21 protein-coding genes are annotated in these 23,056 nt (G+C 72.2%); 10 read left to right on the top strand and 11 right to left on the bottom strand.

Translation table 11 applies throughout. The features are described 5' to 3' along the window. Positions 1 to 121: 121 nt before the first annotated feature. Positions 122 to 1,858, bottom strand: a complete 1,737-nt coding sequence (locus OOJ98_RS14400; protein WP_267055067.1) for a putative Ig domain-containing protein — start codon at positions 1,856 to 1,858, stop codon at positions 122 to 124. A gap of 343 nt (positions 1,859 to 2,201) precedes the next feature. On the opposite strand from OOJ98_RS14400, the gene OOJ98_RS14395 reads away from it, so the two are divergent. Further along, on the top strand, positions 2,202 to 4,985 hold the full coding sequence (locus tag OOJ98_RS14395) for a LuxR C-terminal-related transcriptional regulator (protein WP_267055066.1): 2,784 nt from the start codon (positions 2,202 to 2,204) through the stop codon (positions 4,983 to 4,985). 17 nt (positions 4,986 to 5,002) lie between these two features. Here OOJ98_RS14395 and OOJ98_RS14390 read toward each other — a convergent pair whose 3' ends face one another. Next, positions 5,003 to 5,326 carry a hypothetical protein gene (locus OOJ98_RS14390; protein WP_267055065.1) on the bottom strand — a complete coding sequence of 108 codons (324 nt, stop codon included), beginning with the start codon at positions 5,324 to 5,326 and terminating at the stop codon, positions 5,003 to 5,005. Between the two features lie 91 nt (positions 5,327 to 5,417). Beyond that, positions 5,418 to 6,188 (bottom strand): polysaccharide deacetylase family protein, encoded by a 771-nt coding sequence (locus OOJ98_RS14385; protein WP_267055064.1) that lies wholly within the window; start codon positions 6,186 to 6,188, stop codon positions 5,418 to 5,420. A 302-nt stretch (positions 6,189 to 6,490) separates the two neighbouring features. Between OOJ98_RS14385 and OOJ98_RS14380 the strand changes: the two genes are divergently transcribed. After that, the gene (locus tag OOJ98_RS14380) at positions 6,491 to 7,030 is read left to right on the top strand and encodes a DinB family protein (RefSeq protein WP_267055063.1); all 540 of its coding nucleotides are present in this window, start codon (positions 6,491 to 6,493) and stop codon (positions 7,028 to 7,030) included. 179 nt (positions 7,031 to 7,209) lie between these two features. Continuing rightward, the gene (locus tag OOJ98_RS14375) at positions 7,210 to 8,565 is read left to right on the top strand and encodes a lipase family protein (protein WP_267055062.1); all 1,356 of its coding nucleotides are present in this window, start codon (positions 7,210 to 7,212) and stop codon (positions 8,563 to 8,565) included. Positions 8,566 to 8,598: 33 nt separating this feature from the next. On the opposite strand, the gene OOJ98_RS14370 is transcribed toward OOJ98_RS14375, so the two are convergent. Then, complete coding sequence (locus OOJ98_RS14370) at positions 8,599 to 9,456, bottom strand: Rieske (2Fe-2S) protein (RefSeq protein ID WP_267055061.1); 858 nt, start codon at positions 9,454 to 9,456, stop codon at positions 8,599 to 8,601. Positions 9,457 to 9,640: 184 nt separating this feature from the next. Here OOJ98_RS14370 and OOJ98_RS14365 point away from each other — a divergent pair, with 184 nt between their 5' ends. Further along, positions 9,641 to 10,243 carry a phosphoribosylanthranilate isomerase gene (locus OOJ98_RS14365; protein ID WP_267055060.1) on the top strand — a complete coding sequence of 201 codons (603 nt, stop codon included), beginning with the start codon at positions 9,641 to 9,643 and terminating at the stop codon, positions 10,241 to 10,243. Between the two features lie 19 nt (positions 10,244 to 10,262). Here the strand turns inward: OOJ98_RS14365 and OOJ98_RS14360 are convergent, their stop codons facing one another. Then, the gene (locus OOJ98_RS14360) at positions 10,263 to 10,997 is read right to left on the bottom strand and encodes a trypsin-like serine protease (protein ID WP_267055059.1); all 735 of its coding nucleotides are present in this window, start codon (positions 10,995 to 10,997) and stop codon (positions 10,263 to 10,265) included. 176 nt (positions 10,998 to 11,173) lie between these two features. Here OOJ98_RS14360 and OOJ98_RS14355 point away from each other — a divergent pair, with 176 nt between their 5' ends. Further along, a complete protein-coding gene (locus OOJ98_RS14355; RefSeq protein ID WP_267055058.1) occupies positions 11,174 to 12,679 on the top strand; it encodes an arabinofuranosidase catalytic domain-containing protein in 1,506 nt (501 codons plus the stop codon). A gap of 44 nt (positions 12,680 to 12,723) precedes the next feature. Here the strand turns inward: OOJ98_RS14355 and OOJ98_RS14350 are convergent, their stop codons facing one another. The 3 genes from OOJ98_RS14350 to OOJ98_RS14340 form a co-directional block, all read right to left on the bottom strand. Further along, positions 12,724 to 13,476 (bottom strand): endonuclease/exonuclease/phosphatase family protein, encoded by a 753-nt coding sequence (locus OOJ98_RS14350; protein WP_267055057.1) that lies wholly within the window; start codon positions 13,474 to 13,476, stop codon positions 12,724 to 12,726. A 59-nt stretch (positions 13,477 to 13,535) separates the two neighbouring features. Next, positions 13,536 to 16,364 (bottom strand): type 2 lanthipeptide synthetase LanM family protein, encoded by a 2,829-nt coding sequence (locus OOJ98_RS14345; protein ID WP_267055056.1) that lies wholly within the window; start codon positions 16,362 to 16,364, stop codon positions 13,536 to 13,538. Between the two features lie 136 nt (positions 16,365 to 16,500). Further along, a complete protein-coding gene (locus OOJ98_RS14340; protein WP_267055055.1) occupies positions 16,501 to 16,701 on the bottom strand; it encodes a DUF6229 family protein in 201 nt (66 codons plus the stop codon). A gap of 286 nt (positions 16,702 to 16,987) precedes the next feature. On the opposite strand from OOJ98_RS14340, the gene OOJ98_RS14335 reads away from it, so the two are divergent. Then, positions 16,988 to 17,380: a nuclear transport factor 2 family protein gene (locus tag OOJ98_RS14335; protein ID WP_267055054.1), complete on the top strand. Its 393-nt coding sequence runs from the start codon at positions 16,988 to 16,990 to the stop codon at positions 17,378 to 17,380. A gap of 37 nt (positions 17,381 to 17,417) precedes the next feature. Here OOJ98_RS14335 and OOJ98_RS14330 read toward each other — a convergent pair whose 3' ends face one another. Next, positions 17,418 to 18,137 carry a lytic transglycosylase domain-containing protein gene (locus OOJ98_RS14330; protein WP_267055053.1) on the bottom strand — a complete coding sequence of 240 codons (720 nt, stop codon included), beginning with the start codon at positions 18,135 to 18,137 and terminating at the stop codon, positions 17,418 to 17,420. 339 nt (positions 18,138 to 18,476) lie between these two features. On the opposite strand from OOJ98_RS14330, the gene OOJ98_RS14325 reads away from it, so the two are divergent. Both OOJ98_RS14325 and OOJ98_RS14320 read left to right on the top strand, forming a co-directional pair. Then, positions 18,477 to 18,638: a hydrophobic protein gene (locus tag OOJ98_RS14325; protein WP_267055052.1), complete on the top strand. Its 162-nt coding sequence runs from the start codon at positions 18,477 to 18,479 to the stop codon at positions 18,636 to 18,638. A 318-nt stretch (positions 18,639 to 18,956) separates the two neighbouring features. After that, a complete protein-coding gene (locus tag OOJ98_RS14320) occupies positions 18,957 to 19,334 on the top strand; it encodes a hypothetical protein (RefSeq protein WP_267055051.1) in 378 nt (125 codons plus the stop codon). Between the two features lie 51 nt (positions 19,335 to 19,385). Here OOJ98_RS14320 and OOJ98_RS14315 read toward each other — a convergent pair whose 3' ends face one another. Both OOJ98_RS14315 and OOJ98_RS14310 read right to left on the bottom strand, forming a co-directional pair. Continuing rightward, positions 19,386 to 19,823, bottom strand: a complete 438-nt coding sequence (locus tag OOJ98_RS14315; protein WP_267055050.1) for an ATP-binding protein — start codon at positions 19,821 to 19,823, stop codon at positions 19,386 to 19,388. A 106-nt stretch (positions 19,824 to 19,929) separates the two neighbouring features. Then, positions 19,930 to 20,343, bottom strand: coding sequence for an ATP-binding protein (locus OOJ98_RS14310; RefSeq protein ID WP_267055640.1), 414 nt, complete (start codon positions 20,341 to 20,343; stop codon positions 19,930 to 19,932). A 326-nt stretch (positions 20,344 to 20,669) separates the two neighbouring features. Between OOJ98_RS14310 and OOJ98_RS14305 the strand changes: the two genes are divergently transcribed. Next, positions 20,670 to 21,905, top strand: a complete 1,236-nt coding sequence (locus tag OOJ98_RS14305) for an aromatic acid exporter family protein (protein ID WP_267055049.1) — start codon at positions 20,670 to 20,672, stop codon at positions 21,903 to 21,905. 106 nt (positions 21,906 to 22,011) lie between these two features. Continuing rightward, positions 22,012 to 23,052: a vWA domain-containing protein gene (locus OOJ98_RS14300; RefSeq protein WP_267055048.1), complete on the top strand. Its 1,041-nt coding sequence runs from the start codon at positions 22,012 to 22,014 to the stop codon at positions 23,050 to 23,052. Positions 23,053 to 23,056 lie beyond the last annotated feature (4 nt).

Genomic DNA, 23,056 nt, shown 5'->3' with positions numbered 1-23,056 from the left:
CATCACGAAGCGGACATCGCACGGCCCTTGTCCGCGCCTTCGGGGCGGCACGTTCCCAACGGTGCACAGGTGTGCGGAAGATGACACCGCGACGGGCCTCGCCGGGCCCCTCACGGTGATGTCAGAACCACACCGTGAAGGTGACGGTGACGGAGGCCTTCTTGCCCGCCGCGTCGGTGACCGTCAGGGCCGCACTGCGCGACCCCCAGGCCGTAGGAGTGCCCGAGATCACTCCGGTGGCGGCGCCGACGGTCAGTCCGGCGGGCAGGTTGGTGGCGGTGAAGGTGTACGGGCCCGTCCCTCCCGCCGCGTGCAGGGCGACACTGACGGGCCGGCCCACGTAGACGCTCTGACTCCCCGGGTCGGTGAGGGTGGGGCCCCCGGTGCCGGGGGTGGTGACGGTCCAGGTGAAGCCGGCCGAGCCGCTCCTGCCCGCGCTGTCGGTCGCTGTGACGGTGACGGCGTAACTGCCGGCCTTGGCCGGGGTGCCCGATACGGTTCCCGTGGCCGCCACGACGGCGAGGCCCGGAGGCAGTCCGGCGGCGCTCCACGTGTACGGGGCCGTGCCGCCCTCGGCGCTGTTCTTCAGTTCGACCGCGCTGCCCGCGGGGGTGGACCTGGAGGAGACGGCGGCGACGGTGACCTCGCCCGGCTGGGGCGACGCGGTGGCGAGCGTGGCGCCGAATGTGGCGAGCGCCTCATTCACGGGCTGGAAGATGGTGAACTTCTCTCCGCTGCCGCTGGAGCAGGTGGCGCTGCCGCCGCCCGAGTGCAGGCCCACCGCCTTGCCCCCGGTCGCGGTGACATAGCTTCCGCCCGAGTCGCCGCCCGCCGAGCAGGCGCTGGTGTAGGAGAGCCCGTTGATGACGACGTTGCCGTAGTCGACGGTCTGGTCGACCTTCGTCACCTCACCGCACTGGAAGCCGGTGGTCCGACCGGAGTGGCAGACCGCGGTGCCGACGACGGCGTCCTCGGAGCCGGTGAGGTTCACATCACCCTTGCCCCATCCGGACACCTTCGACGACAGGTCCCACCCCGCCTGGTCGACGTCGACGATGCCGAAGTCGCCGTCGGCGGAGTCGACGCTGCCGGTGCCGTTCTTGTTGGAGGTGCCCATGCGGCTGCCGTCCTTGCCGTACGCCGGCTGGTCGACGTCATTGGTGCAGTGCCCGGCGGTGAGGAACGCCTTGGCGCCGCCGGAGCGGGCGACGGGGAAGCCGATGGAGCACGGGCTCTCCGTGCCGGGCACCCACGACTCGCCGCCGACCACGGCCCCGCCCTGCTGGCGCGGCGCGTCGTACGACTCGCTCACCTTCACCAGGTCCCCGAGCGAGGCCAGGCGACCGCGCACGGCGGACGTCGTGGCGTCGGACCGGGCGGGGTCGAGGACGACGTCGACCTGGTTGGTACGGGTGTCGGGCCCCCAGGACAGCAGACCGGCCCCGCCCCAGGCGGTGATCTGCCGTGTGGCGGCGTCGAGTTGAGCCCCCGAATGGCGCACCAGCCGGGGGACGGCCCCGGCGCGTGCCACCGCGCCGATGTCGGCGGCGGCGGTGACGTCGGCGTGCAGACGGCCGTCCGCGGCGTCGAACCACAGCCCGGCGAGCCGGTCACCGAGGGTGGCGCGCAGGGTGGTGGCGGACCGGCCGGCGCCGCGTTCGGCGGCTGTGCGAAGGCGTACGCCCTCGGCGGTCAGGCCCAGGTCGCGGGCCATGGCCGTCCGGACGTCGGCGGGAACCGAGGGCGCGGGCCCGGGGACCGGCGGGGCGGAGGCGTGGGCGGGCAGGGCCGCGAGGCCCGCGAAGGTGACGGCGGCCACGGCGGCGGTCACCGCACGCCGGCAGGTCGGAGAACGCATGGCGGAGCACACTCCTTTGACGCTGGTGGTGGCCGGAGCGCGCGCGGCGGCATCGCGGTGGGCGACGGGGCTCGAGCGGCGGCCACGGGGACGAGCCCAGACTCGCCGGGCCCCGCGCCGTCTGAACATCCGGAAAGTCCCTTGCCGTGTTCCGGGCGGCTCGACGGCCGGGGCGGGGACATCGCACCCTGTACGACGCCGAACAGCACGGGGAGGTTCTCGACATACGCCACAACTCGACGCGCAACCAGGGCAGTTGGAGCCATCGGGGAACTCCCTTGCGCCTGCGGCGACCTCCGACGCTCTCTTGGCCACGACCCCGAGGAGGCCTACCGTGCGCGGTGTGAGCGGTCCGGACGGAGAGACATGGGGTGACATCCGCGGCGGTGGCGCCGGCGGATGGGACTCCCTTGTCCTCTCGGGCCGTACGTCACTGGAGCGCCACGGCAGGCTCGCCGTCCACGGCCCCTGGGGCTCGGGCAGGACCACCCTCGTCGACGACCTGGCCACGCGGTCGGGCGGACAGGTGCTGCGCGTGCACGCCCGGGAAGCGGACCAGCAGCTGCCCTGCGCCGGGCTGGCCCAGCTCCGGGACGGCACGCTGCTCACCGGGACCTCGCCGACGCCGGACCCGGCGGCGCGGCTCGGGCTGCGCATCGCGACCGCACGGGCGCTGTCCGCTCGGCCCGGAACGCTGCTCGTCGTCGAGGACGTCCAGTGGCTCGACCCGGTCACCGCCGACGTCCTTGAGTACTGTGCGCGGACCCTGCCCGCCGGTCGGCTCGCGATCGTGGCGACCGAACGGTGCGCGGAGCGGCCCGCTCGGGCGGCGAGGCTGTTGGGCGGCCGCCCCCCTCTGCTCGCCGTGGAGCCGGCCGGTCTCGACGAGACCGCCGCGATGCTCGACGGACTGGGCCTGCCGGCCCGCTGCGCCACGGCCGTCCACCGCCACTGCGGCGGCCACCGCGCCCTGCTGGCCGCCTGCTGTGCCGACCTGGAGGCCGCCGCACGCACCGACCCCGATGCCCTGACCGGCCATCTCGCGTCCCTGTCGCTGCGCCGGGCCGACGCGGTCGCCGCCGCCTGGCTGGACACGGTGCCCGAGGAGGTCCTCGCCACCTTGCGCACCGCGGCCCTGACCACTCAGGTCGATGCCGACCTCCTGCGACGGGCCGGCTGCGCGGCCGCCGAGGACCACGTCGAGTACGGGCTGCGCGCCGGCCTGCTGACCACCCGGGAACCCTCGTCGGCGCACGAACCGGGCGCTGTCCGCGTGCGGTTCGCGGCGCGGGCGCTGACCCGGGCCGCGCCGCTCACCACCGACGCGCCCAGCCGGCGCCGCGCGCATCGCGCGCTCGCGGGCGCCGTCCGCGATCCGGTCCGAGCGGCCTGGCACCGCGCACTCGCCCAGGACGGGACCGACGCGGAGACGGCCCGCGAGACGGCGGCCGCGGCCGTACCGGCGCGCGCCGCGGGCGACAGCAGACTCGCCGCCGAACTCCTGCTGGCTGCGGCCCGCCTGACACCGGTCGACGGACACGGGGCGAGGCTGGAGCGGCTGACCGAGGCCGCGCACGACGCGGCGGTGGCCGGAGCCCGGGACCTCGCGCACCGGGCGGCCCGCGACATCGTCGAGGACCGGGGCTCACCCACCCAGCAGGTCATGGCGCTCCTCGCGGTCATCGACGCGTACGGTCAGGACCTGACCGGCGCGGAGCCCGTCTTCACCGCGGCCCGCCGCGCCGCGGGAGCCGACCCCTCGCTGCGCGCCGCGATCGAACTGCGGGCCGCCGTGCAGGCCAACGTCGCGGCGGGCGACTCCGCTCGCGCCCTCCACCACGCGAGCACGGCGGCGTTGCTGGCACGCGCGGCGGGCGATGTGCCCCTGGAGTCCGCCGCGCTGACGATGGTGGCCCGCATGGAACGCGTCCTCGGACGCCTGGAGGCGGCGCCCGCCACGCTGGCCAGGGCGCTCACGCTCGGCGTTCCGCCGCTGCGCATGGGGATCCGCAACAGCCCCGAGTACCTGGCGGCGCGCCACGCCGTGTTCGACGGGCGGCTCCCGCAGGCGCGCGCCGCCCTGATGGAGCTGCTGCCGCTCGCCCTGGCGGCGGGGTGCGCGGAGGATCTCGCGGAGGTGTGGCGCAGTCTGGCCGAGGTCGACGCCGCCCTCGGCGCGTGTGCCCGCGCGCTGCGCTGGGCCGACAGCGCCCTGTCCGTCACCGCGACCGCGGATCTGTCACCGGGGCCGGCCTGGTACACGGCTGCGCTGGCCCACAGCCACGGGGGCTCGTTCGAGCAGGCGCTGCAGTACGCGACCCGGGCCCTGCGGGCCTCCCGAGCGGAACACGACCCCCTGCACACCACGCGCAGCCTGTGGGTCATGGGCGCCGTCCATCTGCACAGCGGGCACGTCGACCGGGCGGCTGCGGCGCTCATGGAGGTGGCCGGCCTGGAGGAGCGGTCGGGCGCCGGTGATCCGGCGGTCCTGCGCTGGCAGGCCGACGCCGTCGAGGCGTTCGCGTCCGCGGGGCAGCTGCCCCGCGCGCATGACCTGCTCGACCGCATGCAGCGTACGGTCCGGCCGCACGGCGCCCACGCCATGCTGCGGGCCGCGCTGACCCGGTCGCGCGCCGTGTGTCTGCACCACGACGGCGACAGCGACGGCGCCGTGGAGCTCCTCGACGACACCGCGCGTGTCTTCAGCACGCTGGGCACGCCCGTGGAGGAGGGGCGCACGCTGCTCGTCCGCGGCCGTGTCGAGCGACGCCGGCGCCGGTCCGCCGCCGCCCGTACCGCCTGGGAGCAGGCCCGCGCGCTCTTCGAGGCCGCCGGCGCGCGGCCGTGGGCCGCACTCGCCGAAGAACACCTCGTCCGCCTGGCCGGAATTCCCTCGGGCCGGGGCGGAAGTGACGTGCGGGAGGCGACGCCCGGCAGCAATCTGACCGCCCACGAACTGCGCCTCGCGGGTCTGATCTGCTCCGGCTGCACCAACCAGGAGGCGGCCCAGCGGATGTTCGTCTCCCGCAAGACCGTGGAGTCGACGCTCAGCCGCATCTACCGCAAGCTCGGCGTCCGCAACCGCACCCAGCTCACGGCCGTCCTGACCCCGTCGGCCGGGACGTGACACGGAGCGCCGGGGTGTCAGTGTGCCGCGCGCTCGCCCTGCACGTACGGGTCGGTGTCGATGTCGTAGGTGCCCGCGTGGAGCGACAGCTGGTCCACGATCCGCTCCCACTCGGCCAGTTCGGCGAGGCGCCGCCCTCCGTCGCCCCGGTCCTCCTGGCTGTCCGCCTCGTCCTCCGAGGGGCTGTCCGGTGCGGCGGCGAGACGACGGAACGCCTGAGCGGCCTCGTGGTGCCCCATTCCCTGGGCCTGACGGCGCACGGCCTGACGCCCGGCCCGCTCCGCCTCCGTGGGCCCCTGCGCCTCCGGGTCGGGCTCGGGCAGCGGCTGCTCGTACGTCATGTACTGTCCTGCTTTCTGGTGATTCGCGGGGCCATGTCCATGGCCTGCTCTTCGGTCAACGCACGGAACCATACGAGGAGTTCCTACGGGTTCAGTGCACCGGGAAGCCGAAGGTGTGCCCCTGCTGCTTGAGCTTGGGGAGCAGCCGGCGCAGTGCCTGGAGGGTCTGGCCGCGGTCGCCGCCCGCGTCGTGGAAGAGGACCGTCGGCCCGTTGGGCAGCTCGTGCTCGACGGTGGCCACGATGGTGTCCACGCCCGGACGCTCGAAGTCCTTGCTGTCCACGTTCCAGCCCAGCGGCCGCATGCCGTGGGAGGCGGCGAGCTGACGGCTGTAGGGGGTGAAGGCCCCGCCGGGCGCGCGGTAGTACAGGGGACGCACGCCGCCGGACGCCTTGGTGATCATGCGCTCGGCGTCGAGTATCTGCTGCGACTGGTAGGCCTCGGACGCCTTGTCCATCGCGGTGTTGTGCGAAACGGTGTGGTCGCACAGGCGGTGCCCGGCGGCGACCACCTTCTTCACGAGGTCCGGGTGGGCCTGCGCCTGCGTCCCCACCATGCAGAAGGTGGCCTTCACCCCGTACTCCCGCAGCAGGTCGAGGACTTGAGGCGTCCACACGGGGTCGGGGCCGTCGTCGATGGTGATGTTGACGCCGTGCGGGCCCGCGTCCGAGGAGTGGACGATGGTGTCCGCGACCGGCTTGGGATCGGCCGGTGCGGCCGAGGCGGAGCCCTTGGACGACGGGCCGTCGGCGGTGCCGGCCTGCGCGGTCCACACCGAAGCGCCCGTGGCGAGCAGCGTCACACCGACCGCCGCGCCCGTCACCTTGCCGTACCAGCCCCGCCCACCGACGTGCCGTGCCATGTCCCGCCCCATTCACGCAGTTGCTCACCGAACCCGGTCGCCGTCCGACCACTCCACAGGACGAGTGGTCCGGGCCGGGGGATGCCTCCGTTACGAAGCACGGACAATCTTGTGAGAGCTCCCGGACAACCCCGCGCGAACAGCGCCCGGGATGGCTTCAATTGATCCGGTTCGATCCCGCACGGGACGCCGCGGCCGGTGTGCGGCGACCGCGCGCCCGCCGCACACCGCGCAGGGCCGGGTGCCCGTCGAGGGCCCCAACCGGGGGCGCGGCCAGGAGAACTGCGTCATCCTGTGTGCTCGTGACCGACACCACGAAGACGACCGACACCGATCACCCGGCCGCCCCGGACGGCGAAGTCCGGGCCCTGCTCGCCGTTCTGGACGGACAGCGCCGCCATGTCCTCGGCATCCTCGACGGGCTCGACGACCAGGCCCTGCGGCGGCCCGTGCTGCCGTCGGGATGGCACTGCCTCGGGCTCGTCCAGCACCTCGCGCTCGACGTGGAGCGCTTCTGGTTCTGCGCCGTCGTCGCCGGCGACGAGGACCTCATCGCCTCGCTGCCGAGCGGCGACGAGGCGTGGCACGTCGCGCCCGACACCCCGGCGACCGATGTGCTCGCCGGATACCGGCGCGACACCGCGCGCGCCGACGCCGTCATCGCCGCCACGCCGGCCGACGCCCCCTTGGCGTGGTGGCCCCACGACCTGTTCAGCGCGCCCCACTTGCACACGCTGCGCGACGTCCTGCTCCACGTCATCACCGAGACGGCATGCCACTGCGGCCACCTCGACGCAGCACGCGAACTGATCGACGGCCGCACCTGGCTCGTCCTGACCTGACCCGACCCGCGCCCACCCCGCCCGGCCCCGCCCGTGCCCACCATCCGGGCGAGGCCGGACACAAACTCCTGCCGCAGCCCTGTGCAACAGACTTACCTCTTGGTAACTTACAGCCCCGTTACCTCTAGTAACACGTGCGTCGCTCATCCCCCAGTTCCATCCAGCGAGCCGAGGTATTCATGCACACGACCGCCGTACGCCACATGGCCACCGCAGCCATCACGGCCCTGACCGTCGCCGCCGTACCGGTGTCGACCGCCGCGGCCGCCCCGGCCGTTGCCCCCGCCCCCGCTGTGTCGGCGAAGGCCGCGGGAAGCGATTCCTTCTACACCTACGACGGCAGCGAGCCGCTGTCCTCGTACACGCCCGGCACCGTACTGAAGACGCGAACCCTCCAGTACCACCTGCTCGGCATCCCCACGCCGGTCAAGGCAGTTCAGCTGCTCTACCGCACCACCGACGCCCAGGGCCGCGCCTCCGTCGGAGTGACCTCGGTGGTGCGCAGCCCGGGAGGCGACGGCAGCAAAGCCGTCTCCTACCAGTCGGCCTACGACTCGCTGAACCCCGCGGACGGTCCGTCGCGGGCGATCGCCGGCAACGTCACCCTGGGGGGCGTGCTTCCCAATGCCGAAGCACTCGTCCTCGTGCCGTTCCTGCTGCAGGGCTACGACGTCGTCGTGCCGGACACGGAGGGGCAGACCGCCGACTTCGCGGCCGGTCCCGAGTACGGCACCACCACGCTCGACTCGATCCGCGCCGCCGGCAGAGCTCCCGAGACCGGCATGAACGCCTCCACGCGGTTCGGTCTGATCGGGTACTCGGGCGGTGCCATCGCGACCCAGTGGGCCGCCACCCTGGCTCCGAGCTACGCGCCGGACGTCAACCGCAACCTGGTCGGCTTCACCGAGGGCGGGCTCCTCGTCGCCCCGGCCCACAACCTCAAGTACGTGGACGGCAGCGCTGTTTGGGCCGGTGTCATCCCGATGGCGCTCATCGGCGCCTCCCGCTCGTTCGGCATCGACCTCAAGCCCTACATGAGCAGCTACGGCCTCGAGGTGTACAAGAAGCTGGAGAACGGCTCGATCGTCAACGCGCTCGGCCAGTACCCCGGCCTGACGTGGAAGAAGCTGGCCAAGCCGGAGTACGCCGACCCGAACTCCGTGCCCGAGTTCCTCGATGCCGTCAACAGGCTGAACCTCGGCTCTGCGCCCACCCCCACCGTGCCCGGGTTCATCGCGCAGGGCAACGGCGGTGTGCTGGAGGGGACCTTCAGCAACCTGCCGGGCATCGGCAGGGGTGACGGCGTGATGGTGGCCGGCGATGTGCGGACGCTGGCGCGGCAGTACTGCGACACCGGCAACAAGTCGATCAAGTTCCAGCAGTACGGTCTGCTCAGCCACGTCGGCGCCATCGTGCCCTGGGCCCCGCAGGCGCTCGGCTGGCTCAACGACCGCTTCGCGGGCAAGAGCGCGCCCTCCGACTGCGGGCGCATCCCGGCGGGCAACTCGCTCGCCCCGGAGAAGCCGGCGTCCTGACGCCCCCGCGGGCGGTCCGGGCGCAGGAGCGGCTCAGACCGCCTCGGGCAGCCTGACCTCCAGGACACCGTCCTCGGTCAGCCGGGTCTCGAAGACGGGCTGGGGCGCCGTGGCCGGGCCTCCCACGTTCTCCCCGTCCGCCAGGCGGAAGACGCTGCCGTGCCACGGGCAGGCGACGCAGCCGTCGGCGATCTTCCCCTCGGACAACGGGCCCGCCATGTGGCTGCACCGGTCGACCAGTACGTGGAACCCGTCCGGCTCCTTCACCACGAGCAGGGCGACGTCCCCCAGCATCCGGCGTGCCGCCTGCCCCTGCGAGAACTCGGCGGCGCGGCCTACGGAATGCCATCCCGGCTCCACCAGGTGGTCGACGGGTTCCGTCTTGTTGGAGCCGACCGCCTGCCGGAAGGCGAGGTGCCCGCCGATCATGCCGCCGACGCCGGCCACGGTCAGCCCCGCGAACCCGAGCAGTCGGCCGAGCACCGGCCTGCCGCGGCCCCGTACCGCCCAGGAGCCCGCGTACAGGGCAATGGCCGCGCCGTTGGCCGCCGCGTGCACCACGCCGGTACGCAGCTGGCGCTCGGGCTGTTCGGCCCAGTCCACCCATCCCGCCCACGCGGCCGGCACGGCCGACACCACGCCCAGGCCCACGAGGAGACGTGCGGGGCGCCCGCCCCCGGGCAGCAGATCGAGCACCGCGGCGGAGCTCCAGGAGCCGATGGGCACCTGGACCAGGACGGGGTGGAGCGGATGCCCGATCGGGCGGCCCTGCAGGACGGCACGGTAGGGCCCGAGGGGCACCGCACGCACGGCCTTCTGCAGGGGTCCGACGATCCTGTCCAGCTGCTTGAGTTCGCCGAGCGAGTCCAGTGCCTTGAGCAGGGACCGCAACGTGACATCACACCCTTCCCCATCGCCTCGTCCCGGGGAGCCCGCCCCGGCCGGCACCGACTTCGCTGACAGGAATCGCATGGGATCCGGTTAACCCCTGCGGCCCACGGCCAAACGACCGGACGGCCACTTCTACCCGGACAGCGCCGAGGACGGGCGCGGCGCGATTTGATTGACTCGGGGCATGAGTGATCTCTTCGTCAAGATCTGCGGTCTGCGCACCCCCGAGGACGTCGACACCTGTGTCGAGGCCGGCGCGGACGCGATCGGTTTCGTCTTCGCGCCCAGCGTCCGCACGGTGGAGGCCGTCACGGCGCGGCGCCTCGCGGCCCGAGTCCCGAGCCATGTCCTCACGGTCGGGGTCTTCCGCGGCCAGCCGCTGCCCGAGGTGTGCCGGCTGACGGAGGAGAGCGGCATCGGTGCCGTGCAGCTGCACGGCGACGAGGGGCCGGAGTACTACGAGGCGCTGCGAGCGGAGGGCCGCACACTGATCCGGGCCACGACGGCGTCCGCGACGGCGGCGCGACCGGGCGCGTTCGGCGAGGACCTGCTGCTGCTCGACGCACCCGACCCGGGCTCGGGCAAGCCGTGGAACTGGGCCTCCCCCGACTTCGCCGCCCCCGACGGCCGCTGGATCCTCGCCGGCGGCCTGCACCCGGGCAATGTGCGCCGTGCCGTCGAGGTCACCGGGGCCTGGGGAGTGGACGTCTCCAGCGGTGTGGAGCGTGAACGCGGCGTCAAATCAAGCGAGTCGATCCGGGAGTTCATCAAGGCGGCGCGTTCCTGACCTCGACGCGCTCGCTCTCTCAGCGGCGGATCACGGACCGGATCCACGCCCGCTGCCGCGAGACCTCGCCCGCCTCGGCGATCTCCTCGCGGTCCGATCCGTCGAAGACACCCACGAGGGTCTCGGCGCCGTGCGGGGCGATGCTCATCACCGGCCCGCCGGAGTCTCCCCCGGCCGGGATCCCGGACACCTTCTCCATGCAGAAGTCCGAGCCGCCCGGCGCCGTGTATCCCTCGCACCGGGCGTCGTCGGGCCGTACGACGCGCAGTTCGGCCTCCTTCAGGACCGGTGACTGGCAGGCGTTCTCGTCCCCGGCGCAGGTGGCGCCCCAGCCGTACTGCCGCACGGTCCGGCCGGGCAGGGCGCCGTCCGTGGCGAGCGGGGCCGTGCGGACCTTCATCGGCGCCACCTTGATCAGCATCATGTCGGCGTCGGTGGCGCCCACCCGCCCACCCGCCACCGGCCGCACCACGGTCCCCCGGCGCTCGTCGAGGCTGCCGAACCGGAGTTCGATCCGCCGGTCCGCGACGGGCATGCCCTGCTCGAAGAAGCAGTGCGAGGCGCTGATGACCCACCGCGGGGCGACCGCCGTCCCGGTGCACGTCGGTCTGCCGTCGACCAGGATGCGTACCGCCCACGGCGCGTAGGTGCTCGTCGTCCCGCCGATGACGGCCGACGCCGGCGGGGGCGCGATCACGGAACCCGCCATCAGGGACACAGCGGTCATCAGGACCACACGGAGTCGACGCGGCATGCGGAACAGCTCCTCAAGTCGGGGAAATCCCAAATCTTCTTTCACGTACCGGCACATCGAAGCAACAAACATTGACGAAACCAAACAGCGGGTCTACGTTCCAACCCTGCCGCATCCTGACAACTCGCGTGCCACGCCCGCCTTTTGAGGCCCCCTCATACCCTCAGGAGCACCGTATGCGCAGAACGCCCCTCCCGCGCGCCGGGTCGCACGTCTCGGACAACGACCGCCGCGCTCCCGCATGGCGGGCCCTGCTCTCCGTCCTCGCCGTCCTGTCCGTCGTCCTCGGAACGCTTCTGGCGCTGCCCGGCGCGTCCCAGGCCGCGCCTTCCTTGCCCTGCGACATCTACGGCAGCGCCGGCACCCCGTGCGTCGCCGCGCACAGCACGACCCGCGCCCTCATCGGCTCCTACGACGGCCCGCTGTACCAGGTGAAGCGGGCCGTCGACGGTGCCGTCGCGGACATCGGGCCGCTGTCCCCCGGCGGATACGCGAACGCCGCCGCGCAGGACGCCTTCTGCCGCGCCACCACCTGCTCGATCAGCAGGGTCTACGACCAGACCGCCCGCCACAACGACCTCCTGCCCGGCCCCGCGGGCACCGCGGGCATGGGGGCCGACCGGGGTGCCGACGCCTCCGAGATCTCGGTGACGGCGGGCGGCCACAAGGTGTACGGCATCTGGATCTCGCCGGGCGTCGGCTACCGCTCCAGCGGCCAGGCGTCGGGCACCGCCGTGGGCGGCCAGGCCGAGGGCGCCTACATGGTCGCCAGCGGCACCCACACCGGGTCCGCCTGCTGCTTCGACTACGGCAACGCGGAGCGCACCCCCGCCGACACCGGCAACGGCCACATGGACGCCGTCTCCATCGCCACCACCTGCTACTTCGCTCCCTGCACGGGATCGGGGCCCTGGGTGGAGGCCGACTTGGAGAACGGAATGTTCCAGGGGGCGGACGGGTCCAACACCGCCAACCTCGGCAACGCCACCCCGTACGTCACCGCGATGCTCAAGAACGACGGCCGGACCACCTATGCGCTCAAGGGCGGCGACGCCCAGTCGGGCGCCCTGTCCACCTGGTGGGAAGGGGCACTGCCCAACCGTGGCGGCTACCGGCCGATGCAGCAGGAGGGCGGCATCATCCTGGGCACCGGCGGCGACAACAGCAACTGGAACCGCGGCACCTTCTTCGAGGGCGTGATGGTCGCCGGCTACCCGAGCGGCTCCACCGAGAACGCCGTGCAGGCGAACATCACCTCCGTGGGATACACGGGCCAGACCGACGAACCCAACGGCGACCAGCGGAAGTTCACCGGCCCCGGCGGGACCTGCGTGGACGTGGCGGCCGACGACACCGGGGCCGACGGGGCCGCGGTCCAGCTGTGGGCGTGCCAGAAGTACGCCGAGGACCAGCACTGGGCGCACCTCGCCGACGGCACGCTGCGTACCCTCGGCCGCTGTCTGGACATCAACGGGAACGGCACGGCCGGCGGCACCAAGGTCGAGCTGTGGGACTGCAACGGCGTCGGCGGCCAGAACTGGGTGGCCCGCTCGGACGGCTCCTTCTTCAACCCGCAGTCGGGCCGCTGCCTCGACTCCCCGAGCGGAGCGACCGCCAACGGCACACGGCTGCAGATCTGGGACTGCAACGGCAGCGGCGCTCAGAAGTTCCGCCTCGGCTGAGCGTGCCGACCGGCCGACCGCGACGACCGGCCGGGTTCACCGGACTACGCCGGGCGCGCCGCCGGGGCGAGGTCGCAGACCACTCCGAAGTGGTCGGACGGCCATACCTGCCGAAGGCCGGCGCGCACCGGCGTGGTGAACGCCAACTCGGCGTGTGTCGCCCGCAGTCCGTCGGAGAGGACGAAGTCGATGCGCCGCGCGGGTTCGCGGTCCTTGCGCGCGAACCCGTTGGCGGGCGTGAAGGTGTGGCCGGGACCGCCGCCCGCGCACGCCCACACGTCCGCCAGCCGGCTCGTCAGCCACCGGACCTCCTCGGTGTCCGGAGCGGCGTTGAGGTCGGCGAGCACCACGACGTCCCGCTCGCTCCGCGCCGCGAGCTCCGCGAGGAAGCGCACCTGCCGCTGCCGGATGTGCGCGTGCTCCCACTCCCACGTGAGATGGGTGACGAGCACGGTGGTCGCGCCGGTCTCCGCGCGCAGCACCGACCGGGGTTCGACGCCCGCCGGTGTCGGCAGCGGGAGCACGTCGTGGCGTGTGACGGGCTCCCGGCTGAGCAGAGCGTTGCCCTGGACGGACCGGTCGAGCCGGGTGACCGCCGGCGCGTACGTCACGTGGTAGCCGAGGGCGTCGGCGATCTGCTCCGCCTGGCACCGTGATCCCCTGCGCCACACCTCCTGCAGGCCGACGACGTCGGGCGCGAGCCGTGCGATTTCGGCCCTGACCAGCGGCAGGCGGCGCCGCCAGGCCGAGCCCCGTCCCCAGATGTTGAGCGTGACAGCACGCACCGTCGTGTCCACGCCTCACACCGTACGCACCGTTGTGACGCCGTGGAGGGGCATGTCCCGGCGCGGGCCCGTCAATCGAGGAGCAGGGGGTTGGGGAGGCGGGCCTCGGGGTGCATACGCAGCAGGGTGTGGAGGACTCCGGCGAGGCCGGACATGAGGCTCGGGGAGAACGCCTCGCGGGCCAGGCCGCCGACCGGGCCGCGCTGTTCGAGACCGGTGAGGATCTCCCCGTCGAGGCCGGCGGGGGTGCCGTGCCCCAGGGAGGTCAGGAACTCCCAGAGCCCCAGGTCTCCGTGGCACAGGGTGTGGCTCCACCCGAAGCCTTCCGCGGCGCAGGCGTCGGCGGCCCGTCGGGCCATGTCGAGGTGGGCGGGGTCGCCGGCGCGCCGGTGGAGGTCGAGCATGGCGATGCCGACGCCCGTGCTGCCGTGGCACCAGCTGGTGAAGAAGTCCTCCTCGGCGCCGATGCGGACATCGAGCCAGTTGCCGGCGTCGGGGCGGTAGAGCGACTCCTGGTAGGCGAAGGCCCGTTCGGCGAGGCGGGTCCAGTCGCGGCGGTCGGCGGCGGAGCCCGCGTCCGTGAGGGCGAGCCGGGTCAGTGCCCAGCCGATGCCGGTGGCGCCGTGCGCGAAGCCGCCGATCCCTTCCGGGTTGAGGCGGGTCGGCCATCGGGCGCCCGTGGTGTCGGTCACCGCGAGCCCGGCCAGGCGGCGGCCGATGCGGGCCGCGGCGTCCAGCCAGCGGTCCTGTCGGGTGGCGGCGGCCAGGTCGAGGAGGGGGACGACGGCGCCGGCCGCGCCGTTGAGGAGGTCCACTTCCACGTCGTCGTCGACCAGTGGCCCGCTCGTGAGCAGTTCGGCCCGCTCGCAGGCCCGGCGCAGCAGCCGGTCCTCGCCCTGGACGCGGTGCAGTGCCAGCCACGTCCACACCTGCGAGGCGGCGCCGCTGAACGCTCCGGCGGACGGTGTGGGTGTGCGGTCCTCGGTGGCCGTGAGGACGCGCAGGGCGCCCTCGAACGTCTCCTCCACGCCAGGTACGTGGTCCGCGCGGCCGGCCCGCACCTCGCTCGCGTACTCGGCGAGGGTGAGCGCCACGCCGCCCTGGCCGGTGTAGAGGTCGGCGGGCAGCACCCTGATCGACCAGCCGGCGGGGGTGAAGACGGGGCTGATCCAGGTGGCCGTGCCGTCCTCGCCGCGCACCGCGCCGTCGCACAGCCGGCGCACCATCTGCGCGGCGAGCGCGCGCCGGCGGCGCTCCCGGTCGCCGGCGTGCGGCTCCACGGCGGCGGCCTGTACCCGGGTGGGCAGCGACCGCTCGTTGAGATAGGCGCCCACCAGGGCGTCCTGGATCACCGACTCCTCCAGGGCCAGGTCGGCGGTGCGCCAGTCCTCGATCGTGGTGCGGACGGCGGCCGTGTCCACGGTGAAGCCGAACATCGGCACGTCGCCGAGGAGCAGGTCGGCGATCTCCGCGTCGATGGCGGCGCGGTCGGTCGGCGCGCCGGGCAGGACGTCGGCGTTGCGCCGCAGGATGTCCCGGGCCCGTTCGACCGCCGCGGCCTCGTCGTGCAGGGAGGCCGGGTGCCAGAGCATGCGGCCGATGTCGACGTAGGCCTGGGTGGGGCGCAGGATCCGCCGGGCCCGGACGCCCTCGAAGCGGCGCAGCAGCCGGTACGGGTCGGTTCCGGGCCGGCGCAGATGTGCGGTCATGTCGCGGAACCCGGCCAGGACGCGGTCCCAGTACGTGCTGAGGACGGGGGTGGCGGCGGGGTGGTTGCCCGCGGTGGGCATGGCCACCAGGTCCACCTCGAAGCGGGCCCTGCTGGTGCCCGCGTCGGCGATCACGGGGTGCGGGATCAGCGGCTGTTGGCCGGGCAGGGAGCCGATCCCGGAGATGTCGACGCCGCCGAGGGCGAAGCCGGTGCCGCGTACGGGCAGGAGTCCGGTGCGCAGGACGGTGCGCCGGATGGCCGCGGCGGCCACGTCCACGGCGTCGCCCCGGCCGCCGGGCGGGAAGGGCGCGGGTGCGTCGAAGAGTGTCTCGGCGTCCACGATCACCGGCACCGGCCCCGCGGCGATCATGTTCTCGGCGTGCATGTCGGTGCCGCCGGTGAAGCGGAGCACGGCCAGCCAGTGTCCGAGGTTGCGGTAGAACGCGGCGAGTTCGGCCTCGTCCGCGCAGTAGCGGTGCCGGATGAACTCGGCCCAGCCGTAGCCGTCGCGTGCCAGCGTTCTGGGCACGCGGATGCGCCGGTCCGGCGCCGGGGAGCCGGGGAGGTCCGCGAACACGTCGTCCAGGAGCGCGCCGAGCGCCACGTCGGCCTCGGACGGCCGGGGTTTGTACATCACGGTCCCGCCGGCGAAGTCGGCCCTGCTGACGGTGAGTCCGCCCCGGTGGGAGTCGCCCGCTCCGAAGGCGACGGCCAGCAACTCCCCTGCGGGCGCGCCGAGGAGCGGGGTCAGCAGGGCGCGGTCCGCGGCCAGCCGTTCGGCGAACCCCGCCGTGGCGGCCACGGAGAGGCGCGCCACGGAGGCGACGCGGGCGGCCACGGTCGGGTAGCGGTCGGCGATCCTGCCGAGGTAGTCGACCTGGCTCGCCTGCTCGATGAAGGCGTCCCAGGTCGCCGTGCGCGCGTCCGCTCCGGCCCCGGTGGCCGCATCGGTTCCGGCCAGGCGCAGCGCGTGGAGTTCGATGAGGAACAGCCGGGAGAGTTTGGCGTGCAGTGAGCGCAGCAGTGCCTGGTGCCCGGCTTCGAGGAGTACGTCCCGCTCCCGCCGCCCGAGGGGGCGGACCGCGGCCAGTCGCCGGGCCAGTTCCTCGTGCCAGGGGCGGGCCAGGGCACGGACGGGCCGGGTGAAGTGTTCCGTCTCGTCCGTCGTCGAGGGTCTGGATCCGCTCACCGTCAACCGTCCTTGTCTCAGCGGGAGTCGGCGCCATGCGGGCGCCCGGAAGGAGCCCGCATGGCGGGCGGCCGGTCAAGCGGCGGGCCCTTCGCGGGACGTCGTTCCACGAAGGGCCCTCACCGCGCTTGGACGGTCAGCAGCACCAGCTGCCGTGCGACCCGCTCGGGCTGGAACAGAAGCCGTAGAGGGAGTCGCTCGGGTCGGTCAGCGCGGCCTCGGCGGCGGCGCCGCCCACATAGAGCGGGCCTGCGGGGTTGAGCTGGCCGTACGCGCTTTCGGCGCCTGTCAGCCAGGCGTTGAGCACAGTGCTTGCGGGAACACCGGTCTGCGGCATCAGCGGCCTCCGGAACAGAGGGATCGGGACGGATCGCCCAGGCCCGAGTATGGCCATATTCGAACACCCGTCAGCCGAGCGATCCGGCCAACTTCATTCGGTCGGAGATGCGTAGCACACCTATCCGCGGCGCTCGGGGAACCGACGGCGTCACCTCTCGCGGCATCGCGTGCGCAACGCACGCATCGGGTGCTACAGTACGAGCGAAGCGTGCGCAACGCACGCATCATTCGCTCCCTGTCTCCCTGCGGCAGGCACAGCCGCAGCACACACAAAGGACCGCACCATGACGCGCACCGGTATCGCAGCCGCCCTCAACGACCTGCTCTTCAACCGCGGGATCACTCTGGACGAGGCGGCCGAGCGGCACTTCGCCCCCGACTACCGCCAGCGCACGGACGGCGAGTGGGCCGACCGCGCCGAGTTCCTCGACCACATCGGCCACCTGCGCGGCATCGTCGCCGACGGCCACGTGGAGGTCCACGACGAGCTGTACGACGGCGACAAGTACGCCGACCGCCACACCTGCCACGTCACCAAGAAGGACGGCTCCAGCGTCACCATGGAGGTGTACGTCTTCGCCGACTTCAGCGCCGACGGCCGCTTCCGCCGCATCGAGGAGACCACCCTCATGCTCCGGGGAAGCGAAGCCGACCGGGACCTCGGCAGCGCCCGCTGACCCTGCCGGCGGTGCCGGGCCGGGCGCGGGGGACGGTCTAGTACGACTGGTGGGTCAGCCAGAACGACCAGGCGCCGCACGGGCTCCCGTACCGCCCGTTCATGTAGTTGAGACCCCACTTGATCTGGGTGGCCGGGTTGGTCTGCCAGTCGGAGCCGGCCGAACTCATCTTCGAACCCGGCAGCGCCTGCACCAGCCCGTAGGCCGAGCCGTTGCTGGCCGTGTAGTTCCAGCTCGACTCCTTGTTCACGATGTTGCTGAAGCACTGGAACTGGTCCGCGGGAACGATCTGACGGGCGATCGCCTGCACATCGGAGACCGAGTAGGAACTCTGGACCTTGAAGGTGCTGCGGCTCTCCCCGCGGCCGGCGGCCTGGGTCTCCAGATCACGGGCCTTCGCGTCCTTGGCGTCCTTCTCGGCCTTGTCCTTGCTCGCCTTGTCCTTGAGGGCGGCGTCCTTCTTCGCCCTGGCGTCCTGCGCCGCCTTGATACGGGCGGCCTCCTCGGCCGACTTCTTCGCGGCGGCGCCCGCCTGCGCCGACTGGGCGTCCGCCTGCTGGGCCAGGGACGCCGTCTGCACCTGCGCCTGCTGTCCGGCCGGCAGGTCGGCGAGCAGCGTCGAGTCGGAGGCGGTCGCCTCGACGTTGTCGTTCGAAGCGGCCGCGGGGCCGCCCGCGGCAACGCCGACGACGGCGCCAACGGTGGTGACGGCGGTTGCGGACGCGACCGCGAATCCCCGTGCCGATATCCGGCTCACACGCTTTCCTTCCAGCGGCATCCGCACGGTTTACGTCGCGAACGCAATCGTTGCCTTTGCTCTCCCCCCAACTGCTCCGTCGCGGGAGGGATGCCCGTCGGACAACTCCCGTGCGGGAGAGGTCGCTTGGTGCGCGGGCGGCATACGGCTCTGTTGTTGAGTTGAGAGGGGTACCGAGGCACCCAAGTTACAGGAGTGTCGTACGCGGAGCTGGGCGGATGCAAGCCCCGGCCCGAAGTCGGCGGATGCGGGTTCCCGGAAAGGCGAATCCGAATCCGGCGAATTCCACGGTGTGGCGGGTGGCTGCCGGGGCACACGGCGGACTGGAGGTTGATAACCATGGTTCCCCTGCTGCTCGTTCTCCTGCTCGCGCTCATCCTGTTCGGCGCCGGGTTCGCCCTGAAGGCGCTGTGGTGGATAGCCATCGTGGTCCTCGTCGTGTGGCTCATCGGGTTCGTCGCACGGCCCCGCGGCGGAAGCGGCCGCTGGTACCGCTGGTAGCGCCGCCGAAAGCCACGCAGGGCCGGACCCCGACGGGTCCGGCCCTGTCGCTGCGTCACCCACCGTCCGACCCGGCCCACCATTCCCTCCCCCGACCCCGACCCCGGCTCGCGGCGACTCTGGCTCGATCTCGCGGGCGCTCGGCCCGAGAAATGCCATGAATGCCCGTATCCCGGGTAGGCGGCAGGTGCTGGCCGGGCTCGTGCCTGCGGGCGCAGGGAACCGCGCACCTCCATATCCCAGGCACGTCCCGGTCAGCTTCCGCCCCGCCGCGGAGCCCTCTCCGGTACGCGCCTCCTCAAAGGAAGACGTACACGGATGGACAGCGTCGAAAGCGCTCTGGAGAAGTCACTCGCGATCGGCGGCGCCACCGGCGTCGCCATCGTCGATTTCCAGCAGCGCAACGTTCTGGGCTCGCTCGACCGCGGCAGCGGTCTCGACATGGAGAAGGTCGCCTACGGCGACAGCGACGTCATGCGCGCCAAGCTCTACACCCTGGAGCTCCTCGGCTACACCCCGGACAGCGTCGAGGACATCCTCATCACGCTCGCCGACGAATTACACATGATCCGGCCCCTGCCCCATCTGCGCGAGGGCGGTCTCTTCATCTACCTGGTCCTGGACCGCGAACGCACCGAGCCGCTGGACGAGATCCGCCGGCAACTGCGCGCCCTGGAAACCCTGCTGGAGCTGTGAACCCCTGAGCGGTGCGGTCGCGTGGCCGGGCCGGCGGTGGCGAGGCAGGGGTCAAGCGGGCAGTGGTGACGTCGGATCGGCGACAGCGGGCGGCTGGAAACATGCCGTGACGTTCTTACCGCGGGGGCAGGGATAGACGTGCCATTCGTCGGCGAGGGCGTCGATCAGGAGCAGGCCGCGTCCTCCGAGTGCCTCGCGGTCGGGGTCGCGGGGCTCGGGCAGCCGGGGCGAGGCGTCGTGCACGGTCACGTGCAGGCACTGCTCGTCCCAGGTGAGGATCAGCTGGGCGGCGCTACGGGCGTGCACATGGGCGTTGGTGACGAGTTCGGACACGGTCAGCAGTACGGCGTCCGTCACGTCCGGGGACCGGTGAGCCCACTCCAGGGTGCGCAGATGGTCCCGCGTCCAGTCCCTCGCCTCCTTCACGCTGCTGCTCAGCGGAAGCGAGCGCGCCCATCCGACGGCCCTCAGGGATGAGTCCTTCGCCACTGCTCCTCCGTACGCCGACCGGCCTTGTCCATATCCGTCTGCCCCGGAACACCGGGCTCAATATGGCGGCGCCGCGGGTTCGCAAGCCGGCTCCGGGCGTGACCGGTCACACCGAACGGCAGCCGTCCGGCTCGTCGGCCAGGGCGATCGCGGTCTTGATCCGCTTGCCGACCGGCTCCCGGTGCACCTCGAAGCTGCGGCACACCGCCATGACGATCTCCAGGCCGTGCTGACCCACCCTGCTCGGATCCGGCGCGAGCACCAGCGGCAGCGTCGTACTGCTGTCCCACACCGTCACCTCCACCGCGCCGTCGTCGACCTCCAGGGTCAGCAGGCACGGCCCGGGGGCGTACTTGCGGGCATTGGTCACCAGCTCGCTGACGACCAGCTGGACGGTGCCCATGGTGCGCTTCCACACCGGCAGCCCGTGCACGGCCTGCAAGGACGTCAGGAAGTCCCGCGCCACGCCCCGGGCCGTGGCGATGTCCTCGCTGCCCAGCAGCACGGCGGACACGGACATCGCGCCGTCCGCACGGCCCGCGACTGCCCGCTGCCCCTCGTCCTGTTCCACCAGATTCATCCAGTTCGCCTCACTGCCGAAGCGCCACCAATTACCTCCTGCGCCTACCCCCGGAAAATCCCTTGCACTCCCCCCTGTTTCAACAACGTGACACGCGGCCCACCGGACCTCGGGCGCCCCTCTCCCACCTGCGGAAACACCGAATCCGAGGGATTCCTGACGCCCTCAGGGTGAATTGCCCGAATAGTTTGCATTGCCGGATTCAATCCATTTGGTACACCCGGATGCGGGGCCGTGTGTGAAGCACACCGAAAGGGAAGGGGTGGATGGTGCGGGAGTTCAGTCAGCCTCTGCGGGATTTCGCGCGCCGCCGCCGTGAACCGGCTGTGGTGCAGACACTGCGTTCCACCGCGGCCGCCGTCATCTCCTATGTGGTGGCCCTGCGCCTGAGCAGCGAACCCGCCCCTCTGACCGCGCCCCTGACGGCACTGCTCGTCGTGCAGGTCACCCTCTACACCACTCTCGTCACGGCCGTACGCAGGGTGAACTCCGTCGTCGTGGGCGTGCTGCTCGCCGTCGGCTTCAGCTCTCTGGTGGGCCTCACCTGGTGGAGCCTGGGGCTGATCATCCTGGCGGCGCTCGTAGTGGGGCGTTTCGTCAAGGTCGGCGAATTCGTCCCCGAGGTGGCGATCAGCGCGATGCTCGTCCTGGGAGTCACCCGGGTGTCGGCGACCGCGTGGGACCGTGTCCTGGAGACCCTGATCGGCGCGGGCGTCGGCATGCTGTTCAACATGCTGCTCGCGCCGCCCGTCTGGGTGGAGTCCGCCGGCGGTGCCATCGAAGAACTCGCCGCGCGGATGCGGCGCCTCCTCCTCGACCTCGGCGACGAGGTCGGGGGCCACACACCGGTGGCCCAGGCCGCGGCCCGCCTGCACGAGGCACGCCGGCTCGACCACGACATCGCCCAGGTGGACGCCTCCCTGCGGCAGGCCGAGGACAGCCTCCGGCTCAATCCGCGCGTCAAGGAGGGGCTGCTGTCGCGGGTGGTGCTGCGCACCGGGCTCGACACGCTGGAGATCTCCGCCGTGGTCCTGCGCGTGGTCTGCCGGTCGCTCACCGACCTCGCGAAGGAACGTACGGACGAGCACCTCTTCGAGCCGGACATCGGCGTCGCCCTGCGGGACGTGTTCGCACACCTCGCGCGGGCGATCGAGAGCTTCGCCGTCCTGATCACCACTCAGGTCAGCAGCAACGCCGAGTTGGCGGAGGAGCGCCTGGCCGCCGAGTTGACGGCCGGCCGGGCCAGCCGCGACCGGGTGGCCGACCTGTTGCTGGCGCAGGTGCAGCGCCACCCCCGGCAGTGGCAGTTGCACGGCGCGCTGCTGGCCGAGGTCGACCGGATCTTCAACGAACTCGACGTGGAGAAGCGCTCCGAGCGCCTGGTCGAGGAGCTCGACCAGCAGTCGCGACGGCAGGGCCGGCGCTTCCCGCGGCTCCGCCGGTTCCGGAGCCGGGTCCGGCAGATGATGCGGCTGCCGGAAGAGGACGAACGCGAACCCTGACCGGGCGGCCGGCCCTCTCCCTCACGAACCCTGACCAAGATCGATTGTCAGTGGTGGGTGGGACGATCGAAGCATCGAGTCGGAGAGTCGAACGAGGGGGACGACCATGTCCGGAGTCCAGAACTACATCAATCACGTTGCTCTTGTGCTGGACGCGAGTTCGTCCATGTCCCACCTGAGCCGCAAGGTCGTCGAGGTCGCCGACCAGCAGATCGCATATCTGGCGCGCCGGTCGCAGGAGTTGGACCAGGAGACCCGCGTCACGGTGTACGTCTTCGCCGACAAGGTGGAGTGCGTCATCTACGACAAGGACGTGCTGCGCATGCCGTCCCTCAAGGAGATGTACCGGGCGGGCGGCATGACGGCGCTCCTTGCGGCCACGCTGAAGTCTCAGGGCGAGCTCGCGCAGACGGCACAACTGTACGGCGACCACAGCTTCCTGACGTTCGTCCTGACCGACGGACAGGAGAACGCCAGTCACCGCTGCCCCGACGCGCCCAGCGACAAGCCGCGTGAACTGGTCCAGGCGGTGGCCCAGTTGGTCGCGAGGCAGCAGGACAACTGGACGCTGGCCGTGCTCGTGCCGGACCAGATGGGCAAGCGCGAGGCCATGCAGTGCGGCTTCCCGAAGGACAACATCGCCATCTGGGACGCCACGAGCACCCAGGGCCTCGAAGAGGCCGGCCAGGTCATCCAGCAGGCCACCGAGAAGTTCATGGTGGGCCGCACCCAGGGCATCCGGGGTTCGCGGGCGGTGTTCTCGACGGGGGCCGAGGCCGTCAACAAGGACACCATCGAGGCAGCCGGTCTCACCCCGGTGGACCCGTCGCAGTACCAGCTGATCCCGGTGGCTCGCGATGCCGCGATACGGGAGTGGGTCGTCGAATGCGGACACACCTACCGCACCGGGTGTGCGTTCTACCAGCTGAGCAAGTCGGAGAAGATCCAGGCGCGGAAGCAGATCGCGGTGCTGGAGAAGAAGACGGACCGGGTGTTCACCGGGCCGCAGGCCCGCGCCCTGCTCGGCCTGCCCGACACGGAGGTCCGCGTCAAGGCGGACCACAACGACGACTTCACGATCTTCGTGCAGAGCACCAGCGTCAACCGCAAGCTCGTCCCGCACACGCGGCTGCTGCTGATGATCTGACGCG

Origin of the sequence: Streptomyces sp. NBC_00083 (genome assembly GCF_026343295.1) — a bacterium.
Taxonomy (GTDB): Bacteria; Actinomycetota; Actinomycetes; order Streptomycetales; family Streptomycetaceae; genus Streptomyces.
The sequence above is the reverse complement of the archived record's forward strand: the minus strand, read 5'-3'. Positions and strand labels throughout refer to the sequence as shown.

Excerpts from the sequence above, each read along its gene's own strand:
- OOJ98_RS14400 (WP_267055067.1), bottom strand. The coding sequence starts at position 1,858 with ATGCGTTCTCCGACCTGCCGGCGTGCGGTGACCGCCGCCGTGGCCGCC.
- OOJ98_RS14390 (WP_267055065.1), bottom strand. The coding sequence starts at position 5,326 with ATGACGTACGAGCAGCCGCTGCCCGAGCCCGACCCGGAGGCGCAGGGG.
- OOJ98_RS14385 (WP_267055064.1), bottom strand. The coding sequence starts at position 6,188 with ATGGCACGGCACGTCGGTGGGCGGGGCTGGTACGGCAAGGTGACGGGC.
- OOJ98_RS14375 (WP_267055062.1), top strand. The coding sequence starts at position 7,210 with ATGCACACGACCGCCGTACGCCACATGGCCACCGCAGCCATCACGGCC.
- OOJ98_RS14365 (WP_267055060.1), top strand. The coding sequence starts at position 9,641 with ATGAGTGATCTCTTCGTCAAGATCTGCGGTCTGCGCACCCCCGAGGAC.
- OOJ98_RS14360 (WP_267055059.1), bottom strand. The coding sequence starts at position 10,997 with ATGCCGCGTCGACTCCGTGTGGTCCTGATGACCGCTGTGTCCCTGATG.
- OOJ98_RS14355 (WP_267055058.1), top strand. The coding sequence starts at position 11,174 with ATGCGCAGAACGCCCCTCCCGCGCGCCGGGTCGCACGTCTCGGACAAC.
- OOJ98_RS14340 (WP_267055055.1), bottom strand. The coding sequence starts at position 16,701 with ATGCCGCAGACCGGTGTTCCCGCAAGCACTGTGCTCAACGCCTGGCTG.
- OOJ98_RS14335 (WP_267055054.1), top strand. The coding sequence starts at position 16,988 with ATGACGCGCACCGGTATCGCAGCCGCCCTCAACGACCTGCTCTTCAAC.
- OOJ98_RS14325 (WP_267055052.1), top strand. The coding sequence starts at position 18,477 with ATGGTTCCCCTGCTGCTCGTTCTCCTGCTCGCGCTCATCCTGTTCGGC.
- OOJ98_RS14320 (WP_267055051.1), top strand. The coding sequence starts at position 18,957 with ATGGACAGCGTCGAAAGCGCTCTGGAGAAGTCACTCGCGATCGGCGGC.
- OOJ98_RS14310 (WP_267055640.1), bottom strand. The coding sequence starts at position 20,343 with ATGTCCGTGTCCGCCGTGCTGCTGGGCAGCGAGGACATCGCCACGGCC.
- OOJ98_RS14305 (WP_267055049.1), top strand. The coding sequence starts at position 20,670 with ATGGTGCGGGAGTTCAGTCAGCCTCTGCGGGATTTCGCGCGCCGCCGC.
- OOJ98_RS14300 (WP_267055048.1), top strand. The coding sequence starts at position 22,012 with ATGTCCGGAGTCCAGAACTACATCAATCACGTTGCTCTTGTGCTGGAC.